General features: G+C 52.9%; 16 protein-coding genes. 11 read left to right on the top strand and 5 right to left on the bottom strand.

Features of this window, described 5'->3' with window-relative positions:
- The first annotated feature begins 27 nt into the window (after positions 1–27).
- The 11 genes from D5398_RS15060 (at position 28) to npr (ending at position 8,045) form a co-directional block, all read left to right on the top strand.
- Positions 28–1,005: a calcium/sodium antiporter gene (locus D5398_RS15060; RefSeq protein WP_112288373.1), complete on the top strand. Its 978-nt coding sequence runs from the start codon at positions 28–30 to the stop codon at positions 1,003–1,005.
- 19 nt (positions 1,006–1,024) lie between these two features.
- On the top strand, positions 1,025–2,011 hold the full coding sequence (kdsD, locus tag D5398_RS15055; RefSeq protein ID WP_120508359.1) for an arabinose-5-phosphate isomerase KdsD: 987 nt from the start codon (positions 1,025–1,027) through the stop codon (positions 2,009–2,011).
- Between the two features lie 16 nt (positions 2,012–2,027).
- Positions 2,028–2,594, top strand: coding sequence for a 3-deoxy-manno-octulosonate-8-phosphatase KdsC (gene kdsC, locus D5398_RS15050; RefSeq protein ID WP_120508358.1), 567 nt, complete (start codon positions 2,028–2,030; stop codon positions 2,592–2,594).
- Positions 2,591–3,169, top strand: coding sequence for an LPS export ABC transporter periplasmic protein LptC (gene lptC, locus D5398_RS15045; protein ID WP_120508357.1), 579 nt, complete (start codon positions 2,591–2,593; stop codon positions 3,167–3,169). The genes kdsC and lptC overlap by 4 nt, the downstream gene beginning before the upstream one ends.
- On the top strand, positions 3,138–3,695 hold the full coding sequence (gene lptA / locus D5398_RS15040) for a lipopolysaccharide ABC transporter substrate-binding protein LptA (protein WP_112288369.1): 558 nt from the start codon (positions 3,138–3,140) through the stop codon (positions 3,693–3,695). The genes lptC and lptA overlap by 32 nt, the downstream gene beginning before the upstream one ends.
- A 5-nt stretch (positions 3,696–3,700) precedes the next feature.
- Positions 3,701–4,426, top strand: coding sequence for an LPS export ABC transporter ATP-binding protein (gene lptB / locus D5398_RS15035; RefSeq protein ID WP_112288368.1), 726 nt, complete (start codon positions 3,701–3,703; stop codon positions 4,424–4,426).
- Between the two features lie 102 nt (positions 4,427–4,528).
- A complete protein-coding gene (gene rpoN / locus D5398_RS15030; RefSeq protein WP_120508356.1) occupies positions 4,529–5,962 on the top strand; it encodes an RNA polymerase factor sigma-54 in 1,434 nt (477 codons plus the stop codon).
- Positions 5,963–5,985: 23 nt separating this feature from the next.
- Entirely contained in the window at positions 5,986–6,273 is a 288-nt protein-coding gene (gene hpf / locus D5398_RS15025; protein WP_013577259.1) for a ribosome hibernation promoting factor, read from the top strand.
- A gap of 98 nt (positions 6,274–6,371) precedes the next feature.
- Positions 6,372–6,854, top strand: a complete 483-nt coding sequence (gene ptsN, locus D5398_RS15020; RefSeq protein ID WP_208642857.1) for a PTS IIA-like nitrogen regulatory protein PtsN — start codon at positions 6,372–6,374, stop codon at positions 6,852–6,854.
- Between the two features lie 67 nt (positions 6,855–6,921).
- Entirely contained in the window at positions 6,922–7,776 is an 855-nt protein-coding gene (gene rapZ / locus D5398_RS15015; RefSeq protein ID WP_013577261.1) for an RNase adapter RapZ, read from the top strand.
- Positions 7,773–8,045, top strand: a complete 273-nt coding sequence (gene npr, locus D5398_RS15010) for a PTS phosphocarrier protein NPr (protein ID WP_120131579.1) — start codon at positions 7,773–7,775, stop codon at positions 8,043–8,045. The genes rapZ and npr overlap by 4 nt, the downstream gene beginning before the upstream one ends.
- Positions 8,046–8,070: 25 nt before the next feature.
- Here npr and D5398_RS15005 read toward each other — a convergent pair whose 3' ends face one another.
- From D5398_RS15005 to D5398_RS14985, 5 genes are all read right to left on the bottom strand, one after another.
- Positions 8,071–9,990 carry a BglG family transcription antiterminator gene (locus D5398_RS15005; RefSeq protein WP_120508355.1) on the bottom strand — a complete coding sequence of 640 codons (1,920 nt, stop codon included), beginning with the start codon at positions 9,988–9,990 and terminating at the stop codon, positions 8,071–8,073.
- A gap of 89 nt (positions 9,991–10,079) precedes the next feature.
- Positions 10,080–11,279, bottom strand: a complete 1,200-nt coding sequence (locus D5398_RS15000; protein WP_120508354.1) for a lactonase family protein — start codon at positions 11,277–11,279, stop codon at positions 10,080–10,082.
- A gap of 120 nt (positions 11,280–11,399) precedes the next feature.
- Positions 11,400–12,140 carry a 2-dehydro-3-deoxy-phosphogluconate aldolase gene (gene dagF / locus D5398_RS14995; protein ID WP_120131576.1) on the bottom strand — a complete coding sequence of 247 codons (741 nt, stop codon included), beginning with the start codon at positions 12,138–12,140 and terminating at the stop codon, positions 11,400–11,402.
- The gene (locus tag D5398_RS14990; RefSeq protein ID WP_120508353.1) at positions 12,137–13,264 is read right to left on the bottom strand and encodes a DgaE family pyridoxal phosphate-dependent ammonia lyase; all 1,128 of its coding nucleotides are present in this window, start codon (positions 13,262–13,264) and stop codon (positions 12,137–12,139) included. Before D5398_RS14990 ends, dagF begins: the two co-directional genes overlap by 4 nt.
- Positions 13,254–14,387 carry an amidohydrolase/deacetylase family metallohydrolase gene (locus tag D5398_RS14985; RefSeq protein WP_120508352.1) on the bottom strand — a complete coding sequence of 378 codons (1,134 nt, stop codon included), beginning with the start codon at positions 14,385–14,387 and terminating at the stop codon, positions 13,254–13,256. Before D5398_RS14985 ends, D5398_RS14990 begins: the two co-directional genes overlap by 11 nt.
- Positions 14,388–14,418 lie beyond the last annotated feature (31 nt).

Below are 14,418 nucleotides of genomic sequence, written 5' to 3'. Positions count from 1 at the left end.
CGCATTATACCCAATAAAGGATGTTTCATGCTTCTCGCTATCGTACTGATGATTGTCGGCTTGTTACTGTTAGTTTACGCCGCCGATCGTCTGGTGTACGGAGCCGCAGTGTTGGCACGCTCAATAGGCATACCTCCGCTGGTGATTGGCATGACCGTCGTCGGCGTCGGAATATCTCTTCCTGAACTGGTGGTTTCTACCACAGCCGCCATCAATGATCAGATGGATTTGGCCGTCGGAAACGCAATTGGTTCGAATATCATTAATATTCTTCTGATTTTGGGCGGTGCAGCCCTGATTCATCCACTTTCCGTTCGTTCTGATATATTACGCCGCGAACTCCCATTATTGTTACTGGTCACGGCACTCTGTGGTTTTGTGTTAAGTGACGGAGAACTCAGCCGGTTTGATGGCGTTCTGCTGCTGGCCAGTGCCGCCGTGTTTATGATGCTGGTGATAAAAATCGCCCGCGCGGCAGAAAAAGAAGGGCTGGATACGCTGACGTACGAGCAGATGTCCGAACTTCCTCAGGACAGCAGCAACACCGTGGCGTTTCTGTGGCTGGCGCTGGGCTTTATCATCATGCCACTGGCGTCGGGCATGATTGTCGATAACAGTACAGTGATAGCCCGTTACTTTGGCGTCAGCGAACTGGTGATTGGCCTGACGGTCATCGCCATCGGCACCAGCCTGCCGGAACTGGCAACGTTTATCGCCGGAGCGATTAAAGGCGAAGATGATATCGCACTGGGCAATATCATTGGCGCGAATATTTTTAATACCTGTCTGGTGCTGGGATTACCCGCGCTGGTTGCGCCAGGCTCGTTTAACCCGGACGCGTTTCACCGCGATTACTGGGTCATGCTGGCAGTCAGTATCGTGCTTTCCGGGTTGTGCCTGATGCGTAAACACCGTATCGGTCATCTCGCCGGCGCACTGCTACTGTGTGGATTTATCGCCTATATGGCAGTGCTGTTCCTCTTACCGGACAGCATTGCCTTCTGAACTTTGTCAGGAACTGACTATGGCTAACTTTACCTTCGCCTCCGACTTTGATTTTCAGGCTGTCGGGCGTGATGTGCTGAAAACAGAACGTGAAGGACTTGAGCAGTTAGATCAATACATTAACGGCGATTTTACCCGTGCCTGCGAAAAAATCTTCGCCTGCAACGGCAAAGTCGTCGTCATGGGCATGGGTAAATCCGGCCACATTGGCCGTAAGATGGCCGCGACCTTTGCCAGCACAGGTACACCGGCATTCTTTGTCCATCCGGGTGAAGCCAGCCACGGTGATCTGGGCATGGTGTCGAAACAGGACGTTGTGATCCTGATTTCCAATTCCGGCGAAGCACACGAAATTCTCGGGCTGATCCCGGTACTCAAGCGCCTGGACATCACGCTTATCTGCATGACGTCTAATCCGGAAAGTACCATGGGTAAAGCCGCCGATGTACATCTTTGCGTCAAAGTGCCAAAAGAGGCCTGCCCGCTGGGTCTGGCACCGACCAGCAGCACCACGGCGGTGTTGGTCATGGGCGATGCGCTGGCGGTAGCACTGCTGGAAGCCCGTGGTTTCACGCCTGAAGATTTCGCCCTTTCCCATCCGGGCGGAGCACTGGGTCGCAAGCTCTTACTGCGCGTGAGCGATATTATGCATACGGGTAACGAAATTCCGCATGTCAGCCGTGACGCCTCTTTGCGTGACGCGTTGCTGGAAATCACCCGTAAGAATCTGGGTATGACGGTTATCTGCAACGATTTGATGAGAATCGAAGGGATCTTTACCGATGGTGATTTACGCCGCATCTTCGATATGGGCGTTAACATCAATGAAGCCTCGATTGCCGAGGTCATGACGACCGGCGGCATCCGCGTCCGCCCTTCTCTCCTGGCGGTGGATGCGTTGAATTTAATGCAGGAAAAAAACATAACCTGCGTGATGGTTGCTGATGGTGACCAGTTACTGGGTGTGTTACATATGCACGACATGCTGCGCGCTGGCGTAGTTTAATTGAGGAAATCTCTGAATGAGTAATAGCGCAGCCCTGGTGGAGACTTGCTACGGTCCAGTCAGCACGCAAGTGCTTGAACGGGCGAAAGCTATCCGCCTGCTGATTTGCGATGTAGATGGCGTGATGTCTGATGGCTTGATCTACATGGGAAATCAGGGAGAAGAGCTGAAAAGTTTTAACGTTCGCGACGGTTATGGTATCCGCTGCCTGCTGACTTCTGACATTGAGGTCGCGATTATTACAGGCCGCAATGCGAAATTACTGGAAGATCGCGCTAAAACCCTCGGTATACGCCACTTGTATCAGGGGCAATCGGATAAGCTTTTGGCCTTCCGCGAACTGTTAGATACACTGTCTTTGCGGGCCGACGAAGTGGCCTACATCGGTGATGACCTGATTGACTGGCCAGTGATGGCTGAAGTCGGTCTTTCAGTCGCTGTTCAGGACGCGCATCCCATCCTGTTGCCGAAGGCGCATTATGTCACCCGCATTGCCGGCGGACGTGGTGCAGTACGCGAATTGTGCGATTTGATTTTACTGGCACAGGGTAAGCTGGAGGACGCCAAAGGGCTCTCGATATGAGTAAAACAAGACTTTGGATTATTCTGGCGCTGACGGTTATCGTTCTGGTGCTGCTCGGCTTATCAATGTCTGACAACAACGATAAAGTCCAGCCGGAAGTCAACGATCAGGATCCGACCTATCAGAGCTCCCACACCGTCACGATGGTGTACGATCCGCTGGGCAGCCTGACGTATAAACTGGTTTCAGATCAGGTGAAGTATTACACCACTGATCAGGTGACATGGTTTACCAATCCGGTAGCGACCATGTACGACAAGAATAAAGTTCCGACGTGGGTGCTGCATTCTGACAAGGCCAAGCTGACTCAGGATAAAATGCTCTATCTTTACGGGCATGTGCAGGCAGACAGCCTGACACCAGACACGTCACAGTTGCAAAGAATCAAAACGGACAATGCACGGGTTAACCTGACGACACAGGACGTTGCCTCAGACGATGAAGTAACGCTTTATGGCACAGGTTTTACATCTAACGGCATGAAAATGCGTGGTAATCTGCGTGATAAAACAGCAGAGCTGATCGAAAAGGTAACGACCTCTTATGAAATTCAAAGCAAAAAACAAAATCCGTAATCTCCTGATCGTCAGCTCATTGTTAGCCGTCAGCGTGCCGGCATTCGCCTTAAAAGATGACACGACCAAACCGATCACCATTGATTCGGCTAATCAGGCGCTGGACGTTAATACCAATACCGCGACCTTTACCGGTAACGTGGTAGTCAACCAGGGCACTATCCAGGTTAAAGCGGACAAAGTTGTCGTCATTCGCCCGCAAGGTGTTTCCGGCAAAGAAGTGGTTGAAGGCTACGGTAATCCGGTAACGTTCTATCAGATGCAGGACAACGGCAAGCCGGTAAAAGGCCATGCGCAGAAAGTCCGCTATGAAGTAGAAAACGATCTGGTGACGCTGACCGGCAACGCTTACCTTGAACAGCTCGACAGCAATGTCAAAGGCGACCGTATTACTTATCTGGTGCAGAAACAGCAGATGGAAGCTTTCAGTGATAAAGGCAACCGTGTGACGACCGTTCTGGTTCCTTCGCAGCTGCAACAGAAAACACCCGCAGCGGCTGGCCAGCCGACCAAAAAGAGTAACTGATTTTTATGGCTAAATTAATCGCAGAGAATCTGGCAAAAGCCTACAAAGGCCGCAAGGTCGTTGAAGATGTCAGCCTGATGGTAAACTCCGGCGAAATCGTCGGGTTATTAGGGCCAAACGGGGCGGGTAAAACCACAACGTTTTACATGGTCGTCGGCATTGTGCAGCGTGATGCGGGCCGTATTATCGTCGATGATGAAGACATCAGCCTGTTGCCATTGCACACCCGCGCGCGTCGCGGCATTGGCTATCTTCCTCAGGAAGCCTCCATTTTCCGCCGCCTCAGCGTGTTTGATAACCTGATGGCCGTGTTGCAGATCCGCGACGATCTGAACAAAGAACAGCGTAACGATCGCGCTAATGAACTGATGGAAGAGTTCCATATTTCTCATTTGCGCGATAACCTCGGTCAGTCACTGTCCGGTGGTGAACGCCGTCGTGTTGAAATCGCCCGTGCGCTGGCGGCGAACCCTAAATTCATTCTGCTGGATGAACCGTTCGCCGGTGTTGACCCGATTTCAGTTATCGACATCAAAAAAATCATTGAGCATTTGCGTGACAGCGGCCTCGGCGTACTGATCACTGACCATAACGTTCGCGAAACGCTCGACGTGTGTGAACGCGCTTACATCGTCAGTCAGGGGAAATTGATCGCCCACGGCACGCCAGCCGATATTCTTGCTGATGAACAAGTTAAACGCGTTTATCTTGGTGAAGAATTCCGTCTGTGATCTGTGCCGCCGGAACCGTGCCTGTTGCGCCTTAAACTGAAACAGGCCGTCTCTGACAGAAGTGTTGCCGTATTCACTCATCAACGGAAATAAAGCCAAGATATGAAGCAAGGTTTGCAACTCAGACTCAGCCAACAACTGGCAATGACTCCACAGTTACAACAGGCCATCCGCCTGTTGCAATTGTCCACGCTCGAGCTCCAACAGGAGATCCAACTCGCGCTGGAGAGCAACCCTCTGCTGGAACAAACAGACCTTCATGAAGAAATCGACTCCGTAGAAGTCACCGACAGCGAAGGGTTAGACACCCGCGAAGCGCTCGAGCAAAAAGATATGCCCGAAGAGTTGCCGCTGGATGCGACCTGGGATGAAATCTATACCGCTGGCACGCCTTCAGGCACCGGTAACGATTACAGCGATGACGAGCTGCCGATTTATCAGGGCGAGACCACCCAGACACTTCAGGATTACCTGATGTGGCAAGTCGAGCTGACCCCGTTTACTGATACTGACGCAGCCATTGCGACGTCTATTGTGGATGCAGTGGATGACACCGGTTATCTGACCATTTCCCTTGACGACATCCTGGAAAGTATCGGGGATGAAGACGTCACGATGGATGAAGTGGAAGCCGTTCTGAAACGCGTACAGCGTTTTGACCCAGTGGGCGTGGCTGCGCGCGACCTGCGCGATTGTCTGCTTATCCAACTTTCCCAGTATGTTACTGATACGCCTTTCATCACCGAAGCCCGTCTTATCATCAGCGAACATCTCGATTTGCTGGCGAACCATGATTTCCGCGCACTTATGCGATCAACCCGGTTAAAAGAAGATACACTGAAAGGAGCGATGCTCCTGATCCAGTCTCTTGATCCGCGTCCGGGCCAGTCGATTAACACCGGCGAATCTGAATACGTCATCCCGGATGTGCTGGTGCGAAAAGTCTCAGGTGTCTGGACGGTAGAACTCAATTCCGACAGCATTCCGCGTCTGAAGATTAACCAGCAGTACGCCGCGATGGGAAATTCCTCACGCAGCGACAGCGACGGGCAATTTATCCGCAGCAATCTGCAGGAAGCCAAGTGGTTAATCAAAAGCCTGGAAAGCCGTAACGACACGCTGTTGAAAGTCACCCGTTGCATTGTTGAGCAGCAGCAGGCGTTCTTTGAACTGGGTGAAGAATTTATGAAACCTATGGTGCTGGCCGATATCGCCAGCGCCGTAGAAATGCACGAATCGACGATATCCCGCGTGACGACGCAGAAGTTCCTGCACAGCCCGCGTGGCATTTTCGAACTGAAGTATTTCTTTTCCAGCCATGTCAGTACAGACAGCGGCGGCGAGGCATCGTCTACCGCGATCCGGGCGCTGGTGAAGAAATTAATCGCAGCGGAGAATCCTGTAAAACCGCTCAGTGACAGTAAGTTAGCGACCCTGCTTTCCGATCAGGGAATTATGGTTGCCCGCCGAACTGTCGCCAAATACCGAGAGTCTTTGTCCATCCCGCCCTCAAACCAACGTAAACAGTTAGTTTGACCTCAACAGAGAAGGAAGACATTATGCAGCTCAACATTACCGGACATCACATTGAGATCACGGATCCCCTGAGAGAATTCATCACGTCGAAGCTGGCCAAGCTTGAGCAGTATTTCGACAGGATTAATCAGGTGTATGTGGTGTTGAGCGTGGAAAAGGTGCAAAAAGTTGCGGAAGCGACTTTGCATGTGAATGGAGGCGAGTTACATGCCACCTCGGAACATCAGGATATGTACGCAGCGATTGACGGACTGGTTGATAAACTGGCCCGCCAGCTGAATAAACATAAAGACAAACTGAAACAGCACTGACATTCATGTAGCCAACCCTGTGCTACAAACCTTCGGGCATCGGCTTGTGACCTTCGGGAAACGAGCCGATATAGCTTTAAGGGTGAAACAGCGCAAAAGTGAAAGATGACATGATCAACGATATAGCAATGCAATTAACGTCGGTGCTCAATGCCGAATGCACCAAAAGCGGCGTTCATTGCGCCAGCAAAAAACGCGCACTGGAAATCATCAGCGAACTGGCCGCTAAGCAACTGAATTTGTCGCCACAGGTGATTTTCGACGCCATTTTGACCCGTGAACGTATGGGCAGCACCGGGATCGGTGCCGGGATCGCCATCCCGCACGGTAAGCTGGAAGAAGATACTTTACGTGCAGTCGGGGTGTTCATTCAGCTGGAACAACCTATCGCTTTTGATGCCATCGATAATCAGCCGGTAGACTTACTTTTTGCCTTGCTGGTGCCGGCGGATCAATGTAAAACCCATTTACATACATTATCTTTGGTGGCTAAGAAATTAGCTGATAAAACAGTGTGCCGCCGCCTGCGAGGCGCGCAAAGTGACGAAGAACTGTTCCAGATAATGACTGAAAACGAATAAATTGCTGATTCCCGGTACGGTGCCGGGAAAATGAATTCTGAACACTGAATGCCAGGGGAGTGACACCATGGTGCTGATGATTGTCAGCGGCCGTTCCGGTTCCGGGAAGTCGGTTGCCCTAAGGGCATTAGAAGACATGGGTTTTTACTGTGTGGATAACCTGCCGGTGGTGTTATTGCCGCAGCTTGCCCAAACCCTCGTTGAACGTAATACGTCAGCGGCCGTCAGCATCGACGTGCGTAACATGCCGGAAACCCCGGAAGTTTATGAATACGCGATGTCCCAGTTGCCTGAGAGCTTCTCTCCGCAGCTGCTGTTTCTAGATGCTGACCGCAATACGCTGATCCGCCGCTACAGCGACACCCGTCGTCTGCACCCGCTTTCCAGCAAAAACCTTTCTCTCGAAAGTGCCATTGATGAAGAAGCCGACCTGCTCGAGCCTCTGCGTTCTTCCGCCGATCTCATCATCGACACGTCCGAAATGTCCGTTCATGAGCTGGCAGAAATGCTGCGTACCCGTCTGCTGGGTAAACGTGAACGTGAACTGACGATGGTCTTCGAATCCTTTGGTTTTAAACACGGCATTCCGATTGATGCGGATTATGTCTTCGACGTGCGTTTCCTGCCGAACCCGCACTGGGATCCGAAACTGCGTCCGATGACCGGCCTCGACAAACCGGTAGCGGCGTTCCTCGACCGTCATACCGAAGTACATAACTTTATCTACCAGACCCGCAGTTATCTCGAACAGTGGCTGCCGATGCTGGAAACCAATAACCGCAGCTATCTGACCGTCGCCATTGGCTGTACCGGCGGTAAACACCGTTCGGTGTATATCGCAGAGCAACTGGCCGACTATTTCCGTTCCCGCGGGAAGAATGTGCAATCCCGCCATCGTACGCTGGAAAAACGTAAATCATGACGGTAAAACAAACGGTAGAAATCAAAAACCGGTTAGGGATGCATGCCCGTCCGGCGATGAAGTTGTTTGAACTGGTGCAGAGCTTTGAGTCAGAAGTGATGCTGCGTAACGGCACAGGCATTGAAGCAGAAGCCAGCAGCGTGATCGCGCTGCTGATGCTCGATTCCCCGAAAGGTCAGAAAATCGAGATCGAAGCCACAGGGCCTGATGAAGAACAGGCTCTCACCGCCGTCGTAAATCTGATTAATTCAGGTTTTGACGAAGACTGAGAATTAGCGCACTGTTTAAGCCGTACTAAATGCGGCTTAAGCAGTCTATAGCAATGGCCTTGAAGCTCTCAAAGTTTTCACTGCTCAGCAAACGGCTCATTGAGCGGTCCCGCACAAACGTCACAAACAAATCGTAAATCGCCATCGCCTCTTCGTAATCCGCCTTACTGATCGCCAGCAGGAATATCACGTGCGCCGTTTCCCCTTCGCCCCAGGGAATACCCTGCGGTGAGAGCAGCGTGATCACCACGGTTTTCTTCGCCAGCAGACCCAGCGAGTGCGGCAGCGCAATCCCTTCGCCCAACATGGTCGAGACTATCTCCTCGCGCTCCACCACTGACGGATAAAACGCCTGATCGACATACCCTTCTTCTTCAAGCTGCGAGCACACGTGGCGGAACAATTCAGCCTGCGTCATCGGCTCGTTGACGATCATGAAGTGTTTTTCGTCGAAGAATTTTTCCAGCATATAAGGACGCGTTCGGTCGACCAGCACCAGCTTGCCGAGCTGTTCCATCTGGTATTCGGTCGGAAACGGCGACAGCACCACTACCGGCTTATTTTTCTCGGTAATGCGCGCATTGGAGATAATAAAATCTTCGTCGATATGCTCCAGCTGCTCGTAATCGCGTAGCGAAACCACCTGCTTCATCACCAGTTGCGGGTACTTGCGGTTAATCTGCGCCTGGATCATACGGATGGTTGAATTACCGGTGTCACACACCAGCATCACCTGCGGATGGCGCTGGTAGCCGATGTTGTAATGCCGCTCGAGCCCGACGCCGATATGCAGCACCAGAAAGCCAATCTCGTTTTCACTCAGCGTATACGGCGTGTACTTTCCCCAGCTGGAGACTGCCGCCAGTGTGACGTCATACGCCATCGGGTAATGCTGTTTGATGTTATTCAGCAGCGGATTAGGGATGTTTATCTGATACTTCACCCGCGTAATCATGGTCTTGATATGCGTAAGCAGGTCGGCGCGCAGCTGCTTATCACCTTGTAAATCATAGTTATAGTGCGCGTTGATATACGACAGAATGTAATCGACCAGCGATTCGTCGTCGTCGGCATTAATATCCGTCGGTAAAATTTGCTGCACGCGACGCGCGGCGATGTTCACCCGCAGATAAGCTTCTTCAGAGGCCGGAATTTCTTTGCCGACCAGATTCCTCAGCTCGGCCGCCAGCCGCACGGAAACCTGTTTCACTGCCGGATCCCCGTCTTCGGCATCAAAATCCGTCAGAGGATATCCGCCGGTAATGCGTTTGATAGCCACTGCGCAGTAAAGGATCAGATATTGCTCGCCTTCATCCGTCAGCTGAATAGAAGACTGCGTCAGTACCTGATGCATCAGCCGCGTCAGCGGCACCAGCGCTTCCGGCTCCAGACTTTCCGCCTTCAGCAGCGGATTAGCCTGCTCTTCCGCATCAAGCTGAAACAGCAGATCGGTCAGACAGGCGCGGATAGCCAGCTCCGCCCCGAAGAGTTTCATGCCGTAGCGCGGCTTGGTTTCGATATTCAGGTGATAGCGAGCCAGATGCTCCCTCACCTCAGCCATATCATTTTGCAGGGTTCCCCGGCTGACAAACCATTCATCGGCCAGATCTTCCAGCTTTAATGAAAAAGCTGAGGTCAAAAAGCGGATCAGCAACGTTTTCACCCGCTCAGCGGCAGTGCGCGGCGTCGGATTTGGCTTGCGTTGCGTTGACTGCTGTAACGTTGAGAAAAGCGTCTGATCGTCAATGCGCAGCTGATACCCGCTGCCACGACTGTGAACAAATGTCGCGCCGAAGTCAGCGATAATTTCGTTCAGCGCAGTGATATCCGCACGCACTGTGCGCGTTGAGACCGACAGGCGTTTTGCCAGCTCATCCTGAGGAAGGGTTTCGGTTTGCAGCGCATCAAACAATTGCGCCAGACGTTGATTGGGAAATCTCACCATTGTTCTTCCATATTATTGCGGATACGCCCTCTGCGCAGTCACCGGATGAGGTTTCTACGCAAAGGGTTTGGTTCTGATGCAGGACGCTGTCAGGGCACAATCACCATCTGTGACGGGCTGCCCACAGCCACATAATCATCAACGAATGACAGTTTGCCGTTTTCGCCAGATACCTTGAATCTGGTGATGTTATCGCTTCGTTGATTCAATGCGTAAATATATTTGCCATCCGGTGACAAAGTGAGCGTTCTTGGATAGTCGCCGCGCGTCCAGGTTTCTTCACTCCAGGTCATCGCGCCTTCGCCGGTCACATTAATCTGCGCGATGCTGTTATGCAGGCGGTTCGCCACATACAGATGCTTGCCGTCTTTGCTCAGCACAATGCCTGCGGCAAAGTTGGTGCCTTTGAAACCGGCTGGCAGCGATGACAGGCTATGCAACTCCGTTAGCGTGCCTTTTGCGGCGTCAAAACGATAACTGGTCAGCGTCGAGGCTTCTTCGTTGATCAGGAAAACCACTTTGCCGTTTGGATGGAATACAAAATGGCGCGGTCCGGCGCCTTGCGAAGAGGCTTTAATAAATGGCGGAACGTTGGCTTCCAGCGCGCCTGTTTCACTATTGAGCTTCCACTGGTAAATCCGGTCCAGCCCCAGATCGGTGGAGAACACGAATTTGCCGGAAGGATCGGTGGCAACCATATGCGCGTGCGGCCCGTTGTGATCGCTGATGGCAAAACTGCCTTCCGCCGCCGCTGCCGGTTTGCCTGCACCCGCCGGACCGGAATCCTGCTGACTGTTGCTGGCTTCACTCAATTTTCCGCTGGCATCGACCGGGAAGATTGCCACCACGCCGCTGATGTAGTTCGCCACCAGCAGATGATCACCTTTTGGCGTCAGCGACAAATACACCGGCCCTGCGCCCTGTGAATCCACCTGATTCATCAGCGTCAGGCTGCCGTCTTCTGGCGCAATACGGTAGGCCGCCACAGCGCCATGTTTGCCGCCGTTGTAATTATCTATTTCACTGCCGATAAACAGGGTTTTTCCATCGTGGCTGAGCACCATCTGCGCCTGATTGGGCAACTGGCTGGCGAGTGTTTTATCACTCAGCGCGCCGGTTTTCGGATCGAATTTAAAGCGGTAGACACCTTCCCCGTTCGGGTTGTAGGTGCCGACGTAAGCAAAATGTGGAGTCGTCGAAGTCATTGTTTTTTCTGCTGCATAAAGCGGCATGGCAGAAACTGCCAGCATCGCGGAGGTTAAACCTGAAATCAGAAACCAGTTTCTCATACATTTCCTCAGAATTTGGGATATCAGACAAACGAGAGAACCCTGCATCCGCTCAGTGACTGTGGCATACAGGGTGTTTAACCGCGCAGACGGCTTACCGCGCAGGAAAGGTCAGAACCTTCAGCCCACCAGCTTTTTGACGCTGGCCAGCAGGGTTTTCACATCTTCAGGACGGGTGTTGCCCGATGCGCTGTCGATGATTGAGCTGTAGATATGCGGGATGATTTTGGTCACACCGGCCGCCAGCGCGATTTCCATAATCGGCTCGAAGTTTTCCAAATCGATACCGCCGGTCGGCTCCAGCCAGAAATCCTGTTCCGCGCAGGCACGGGCTACCGCAGCGAACTCGTCACGGGTTTTCAGACCGCCCATCGGGAAATACTTCACCGAGCTGCCGCCCATGTCTTTGAGCAGCGCAATGGCGGTTTCTACCGGCACAATGGCGTCAGCAGAGGCAGAGCTCAGCGGCCCGGTATTGATTTTCACAAAGCCGACTTTACCGGTCGGTGAAATCAGACCGTTGACCACACTGTCGTTTTGCCCAAGCATTCCACGGCTGGTGCCCACACCGGTAAAGACCTGATTCACGTGCTGCGGCTGAACCTGTGCAGAAATCTGGCTGACCATCAGCGACTGACGCGGATCGCCCGCGCCAAGGCCTACTGACAACGCGTTTTCAATCAGTGCGGCATACTCTTTCATGTCCGCCACCGCGCTCGCGACGTCCGGATAATTTTTGGAAAGCACACCCACCAGAACATGACCTTCTGCTGCTTCATAGATGTCACGGGCATTGTCTTTCGAACCCGCCAGCACATTCAGGCACACACGATCACGGTAAAAATTCGGGGTCAGCTTCATGCTTTCTCTCCACTAAAAAGTTGTTTAAAACGTTCTGCAACGATGGCGAGTTGCGGCGGTGTCACGCTGCGCACATCGACTTCAATCTTGCCTTCGTTGGCGCGGTAGCCACGGAAATAAATGGCGATGTCGCCGTTTTTCATGGCGTCTACAATGGCCTTGGTTTTCCAGCCAAGTACCGCTTCATCAAAAGTAATTTCCGTACGCGCGATATCGCGTCCGGCGCTGTCCCAGACCACGCGGCCTGTTACGCCGTTGATTTCATTCAGACTGGCGATAAATGGCGTCATCTTGTCGACCATTTCCTGCCCGGTCGTTTTAGGCAACGTGATGTAGCTTTCGATAGCCTGCGTCAGACCAAGAATGCCTTCCTTACCGACTTTCATCGCACGGCCAATACCGCCCGATTGCAGTTTCACCCATTCCACGTACTGTTTTTTGCCAAGCACCAGACCACTGGTCGGCCCTTCGATGGCTTTCGCGCCGCTGTAAATCACCAGATCCGCGCCCATCTCGTAATAGCAGGTCAGGTCTTCTTCTGCGGCAGCATCGACAATCAGCGGCAGATTATTCGCCCGCGCCACTTCGGCGGCTTCCTCAACCGACAGAATGCTTTTTTGCACGCTGTGATGCGATTTGATGTAAAGAATGGCCGCCGTGCGCGGCGTGATGCAGGCAGCAAGCTGCGCGGCAGAACATTCGTTGGCGTAACCGGCTTCCACCACTTTGCCGCCGCCCATCGTGACCATCGTCGCTACCGGCGCGCCGAAGTTCACGTTATGGCCTTTTGGCAACACAATATCGTGCGGAACTTCCAGCGGCGCGGCGTGCAGGTTTTCCCGCAACCAGGCGTCGTCTTTGACGATCACTGCCGCAACTGACTGCGCGATCCCGGCGGAAGCGCAGGAAACGACCACCGCGTTTTCGACGTTCAGCAGTTTAGCGATGTAAGCGCCGGTTTTGTTCACCAGATCTTTCATCTCAAAGAAATGATTCAGTCCGGTGTTCACCACCGCAGCCACTTCTTCACGCGGTGTCGACACACCCAGAATCGTCATGCGGCCTGAAGCATTAATCACTTGTTTTAACTGGTACTTTTCATACAAAGATTGTTCAGAAGACATGAGCAGATTTCCCTTCTTCAGTTAACAGGGTGATGCCCGCGACCACAGCGGCCAGAGGCACCAGCAAACTTTCGCCCTTCACGGACTGTCCTTCGGAATCAACAAACACCTGCGGCGCAAAACGCTGCTCGAACAGGGTCAGATCGGCGTCAGCGCCCACTTCCAGCCGGCCTTTGGCAGGCAGGCGCAGCGCGTCAGCCGCCTGAGACGTGACACAATCAATCACTTGTGTCAGCGTCATACCCACGCTAAAGAATTTCGACATCACCGTTGCCAGGCTATGCACCGGCCCGTTCATACGGTTACGGCAGTAAATATCGGAGCTGATGGTGTGCGGCAAAATGCCTTGTCTGATAGCCAGCTCCGCCACTTCAAAACTGAAACTCGCGGTGCCGTGACCGACATCCAGCAGCACGCCGCGGCTCAGCGCACGTTTAATGGAATCGCGCAGCACGCCTTGTGGCGAGAGAATGCGGTTCGGTTTGCCGTTATAGCAGTGAGTGATGATGTCGCCCGATGTCAGTAAATCCGCAATTTCATCGAGATTCGGCGGGTTGTTGCCGATATGCACCATCAGCGGCAGGTCGTCGTTTTCCTGCTGAATTTCTTTGGCCCGCACCAGTGGCTTGATGCCGTTCTGGCCGACCACGCTGCTGCTCATGCGCGCTTTGATACCAATGATAAAACCGGGATTTCGCGCGATGGCGTCACGCACACCGACTTTGTCGATCTGCGACATATCCGCCAGTTCGTTCTGCGTGACAATGCCGGTGCGGGCGATATTGAGAAACGCGTAGACGTTGGTTTTCGCCGTACGGGTTATCTGATAGAAGTCGTCGACATCATTCGCGCCGGTACTTCCGGCATCCGCCACGGTGGTGACACCACAGGCCACGCCAATCAGGTCGGCATCGTCATGATAAATCGGCGATTTGGGGTAACAGTGAACGTGGGAGTCGATCCAGCCAGCGCTGGCGTAAACCTTGCCCTGAAGATCAAGAGTCTGGCGGGCAGTCGCATCGGCTGCCAGGGTACCAAAGGCGGCGAATTTGCCGTCCTGAATTGCGATATCAGTCAGGCTGCCGTCTGTGCGCTTTGCCCTTCGGATGATTAAGTCATACATACGACGTTCTCCATAATCTCGGGCGTCAGGA

This window comes from Rahnella bruchi, assembly GCF_003614975.1.
GTDB lineage: Bacteria > Pseudomonadota > Gammaproteobacteria > Enterobacterales > Enterobacteriaceae > Rahnella > Rahnella bruchi.
The sequence above is the reverse complement of the archived record's forward strand: the minus strand, read 5'-3'. Positions and strand labels throughout refer to the sequence as shown.

Bases quoted from the DNA above. Each gene is read 5' to 3' on its own strand.
- hpf (WP_013577259.1), top strand. From the start codon at position 5,986: ATGCAGCTCAACATTACCGGACATCACATTGAGATCACGGATCCCCTG.
- dagF (WP_120131576.1), bottom strand. From the start codon at position 12,140: ATGAAGCTGACCCCGAATTTTTACCGTGATCGTGTGTGCCTGAATGTG.
- D5398_RS15060 (WP_112288373.1), top strand. From the start codon at position 28: ATGCTTCTCGCTATCGTACTGATGATTGTCGGCTTGTTACTGTTAGTT.
- D5398_RS14985 (WP_120508352.1), bottom strand. From the start codon at position 14,387: ATGTATGACTTAATCATCCGAAGGGCAAAGCGCACAGACGGCAGCCTG.
- D5398_RS15000 (WP_120508354.1), bottom strand. From the start codon at position 11,279: ATGAGAAACTGGTTTCTGATTTCAGGTTTAACCTCCGCGATGCTGGCA.
- D5398_RS15005 (WP_120508355.1), bottom strand. From the start codon at position 9,990: ATGGTGAGATTTCCCAATCAACGTCTGGCGCAATTGTTTGATGCGCTG.
- lptB (WP_112288368.1), top strand. From the start codon at position 3,701: ATGGCTAAATTAATCGCAGAGAATCTGGCAAAAGCCTACAAAGGCCGC.
- lptA (WP_112288369.1), top strand. From the start codon at position 3,138: ATGAAATTCAAAGCAAAAAACAAAATCCGTAATCTCCTGATCGTCAGC.
- lptC (WP_120508357.1), top strand. From the start codon at position 2,591: ATGAGTAAAACAAGACTTTGGATTATTCTGGCGCTGACGGTTATCGTT.
- kdsC (WP_120508358.1), top strand. From the start codon at position 2,028: ATGAGTAATAGCGCAGCCCTGGTGGAGACTTGCTACGGTCCAGTCAGC.
- kdsD (WP_120508359.1), top strand. From the start codon at position 1,025: ATGGCTAACTTTACCTTCGCCTCCGACTTTGATTTTCAGGCTGTCGGG.
- D5398_RS14990 (WP_120508353.1), bottom strand. From the start codon at position 13,264: ATGTCTTCTGAACAATCTTTGTATGAAAAGTACCAGTTAAAACAAGTG.
- rapZ (WP_013577261.1), top strand. From the start codon at position 6,922: ATGGTGCTGATGATTGTCAGCGGCCGTTCCGGTTCCGGGAAGTCGGTT.
- rpoN (WP_120508356.1), top strand. From the start codon at position 4,529: ATGAAGCAAGGTTTGCAACTCAGACTCAGCCAACAACTGGCAATGACT.
- npr (WP_120131579.1), top strand. From the start codon at position 7,773: ATGACGGTAAAACAAACGGTAGAAATCAAAAACCGGTTAGGGATGCAT.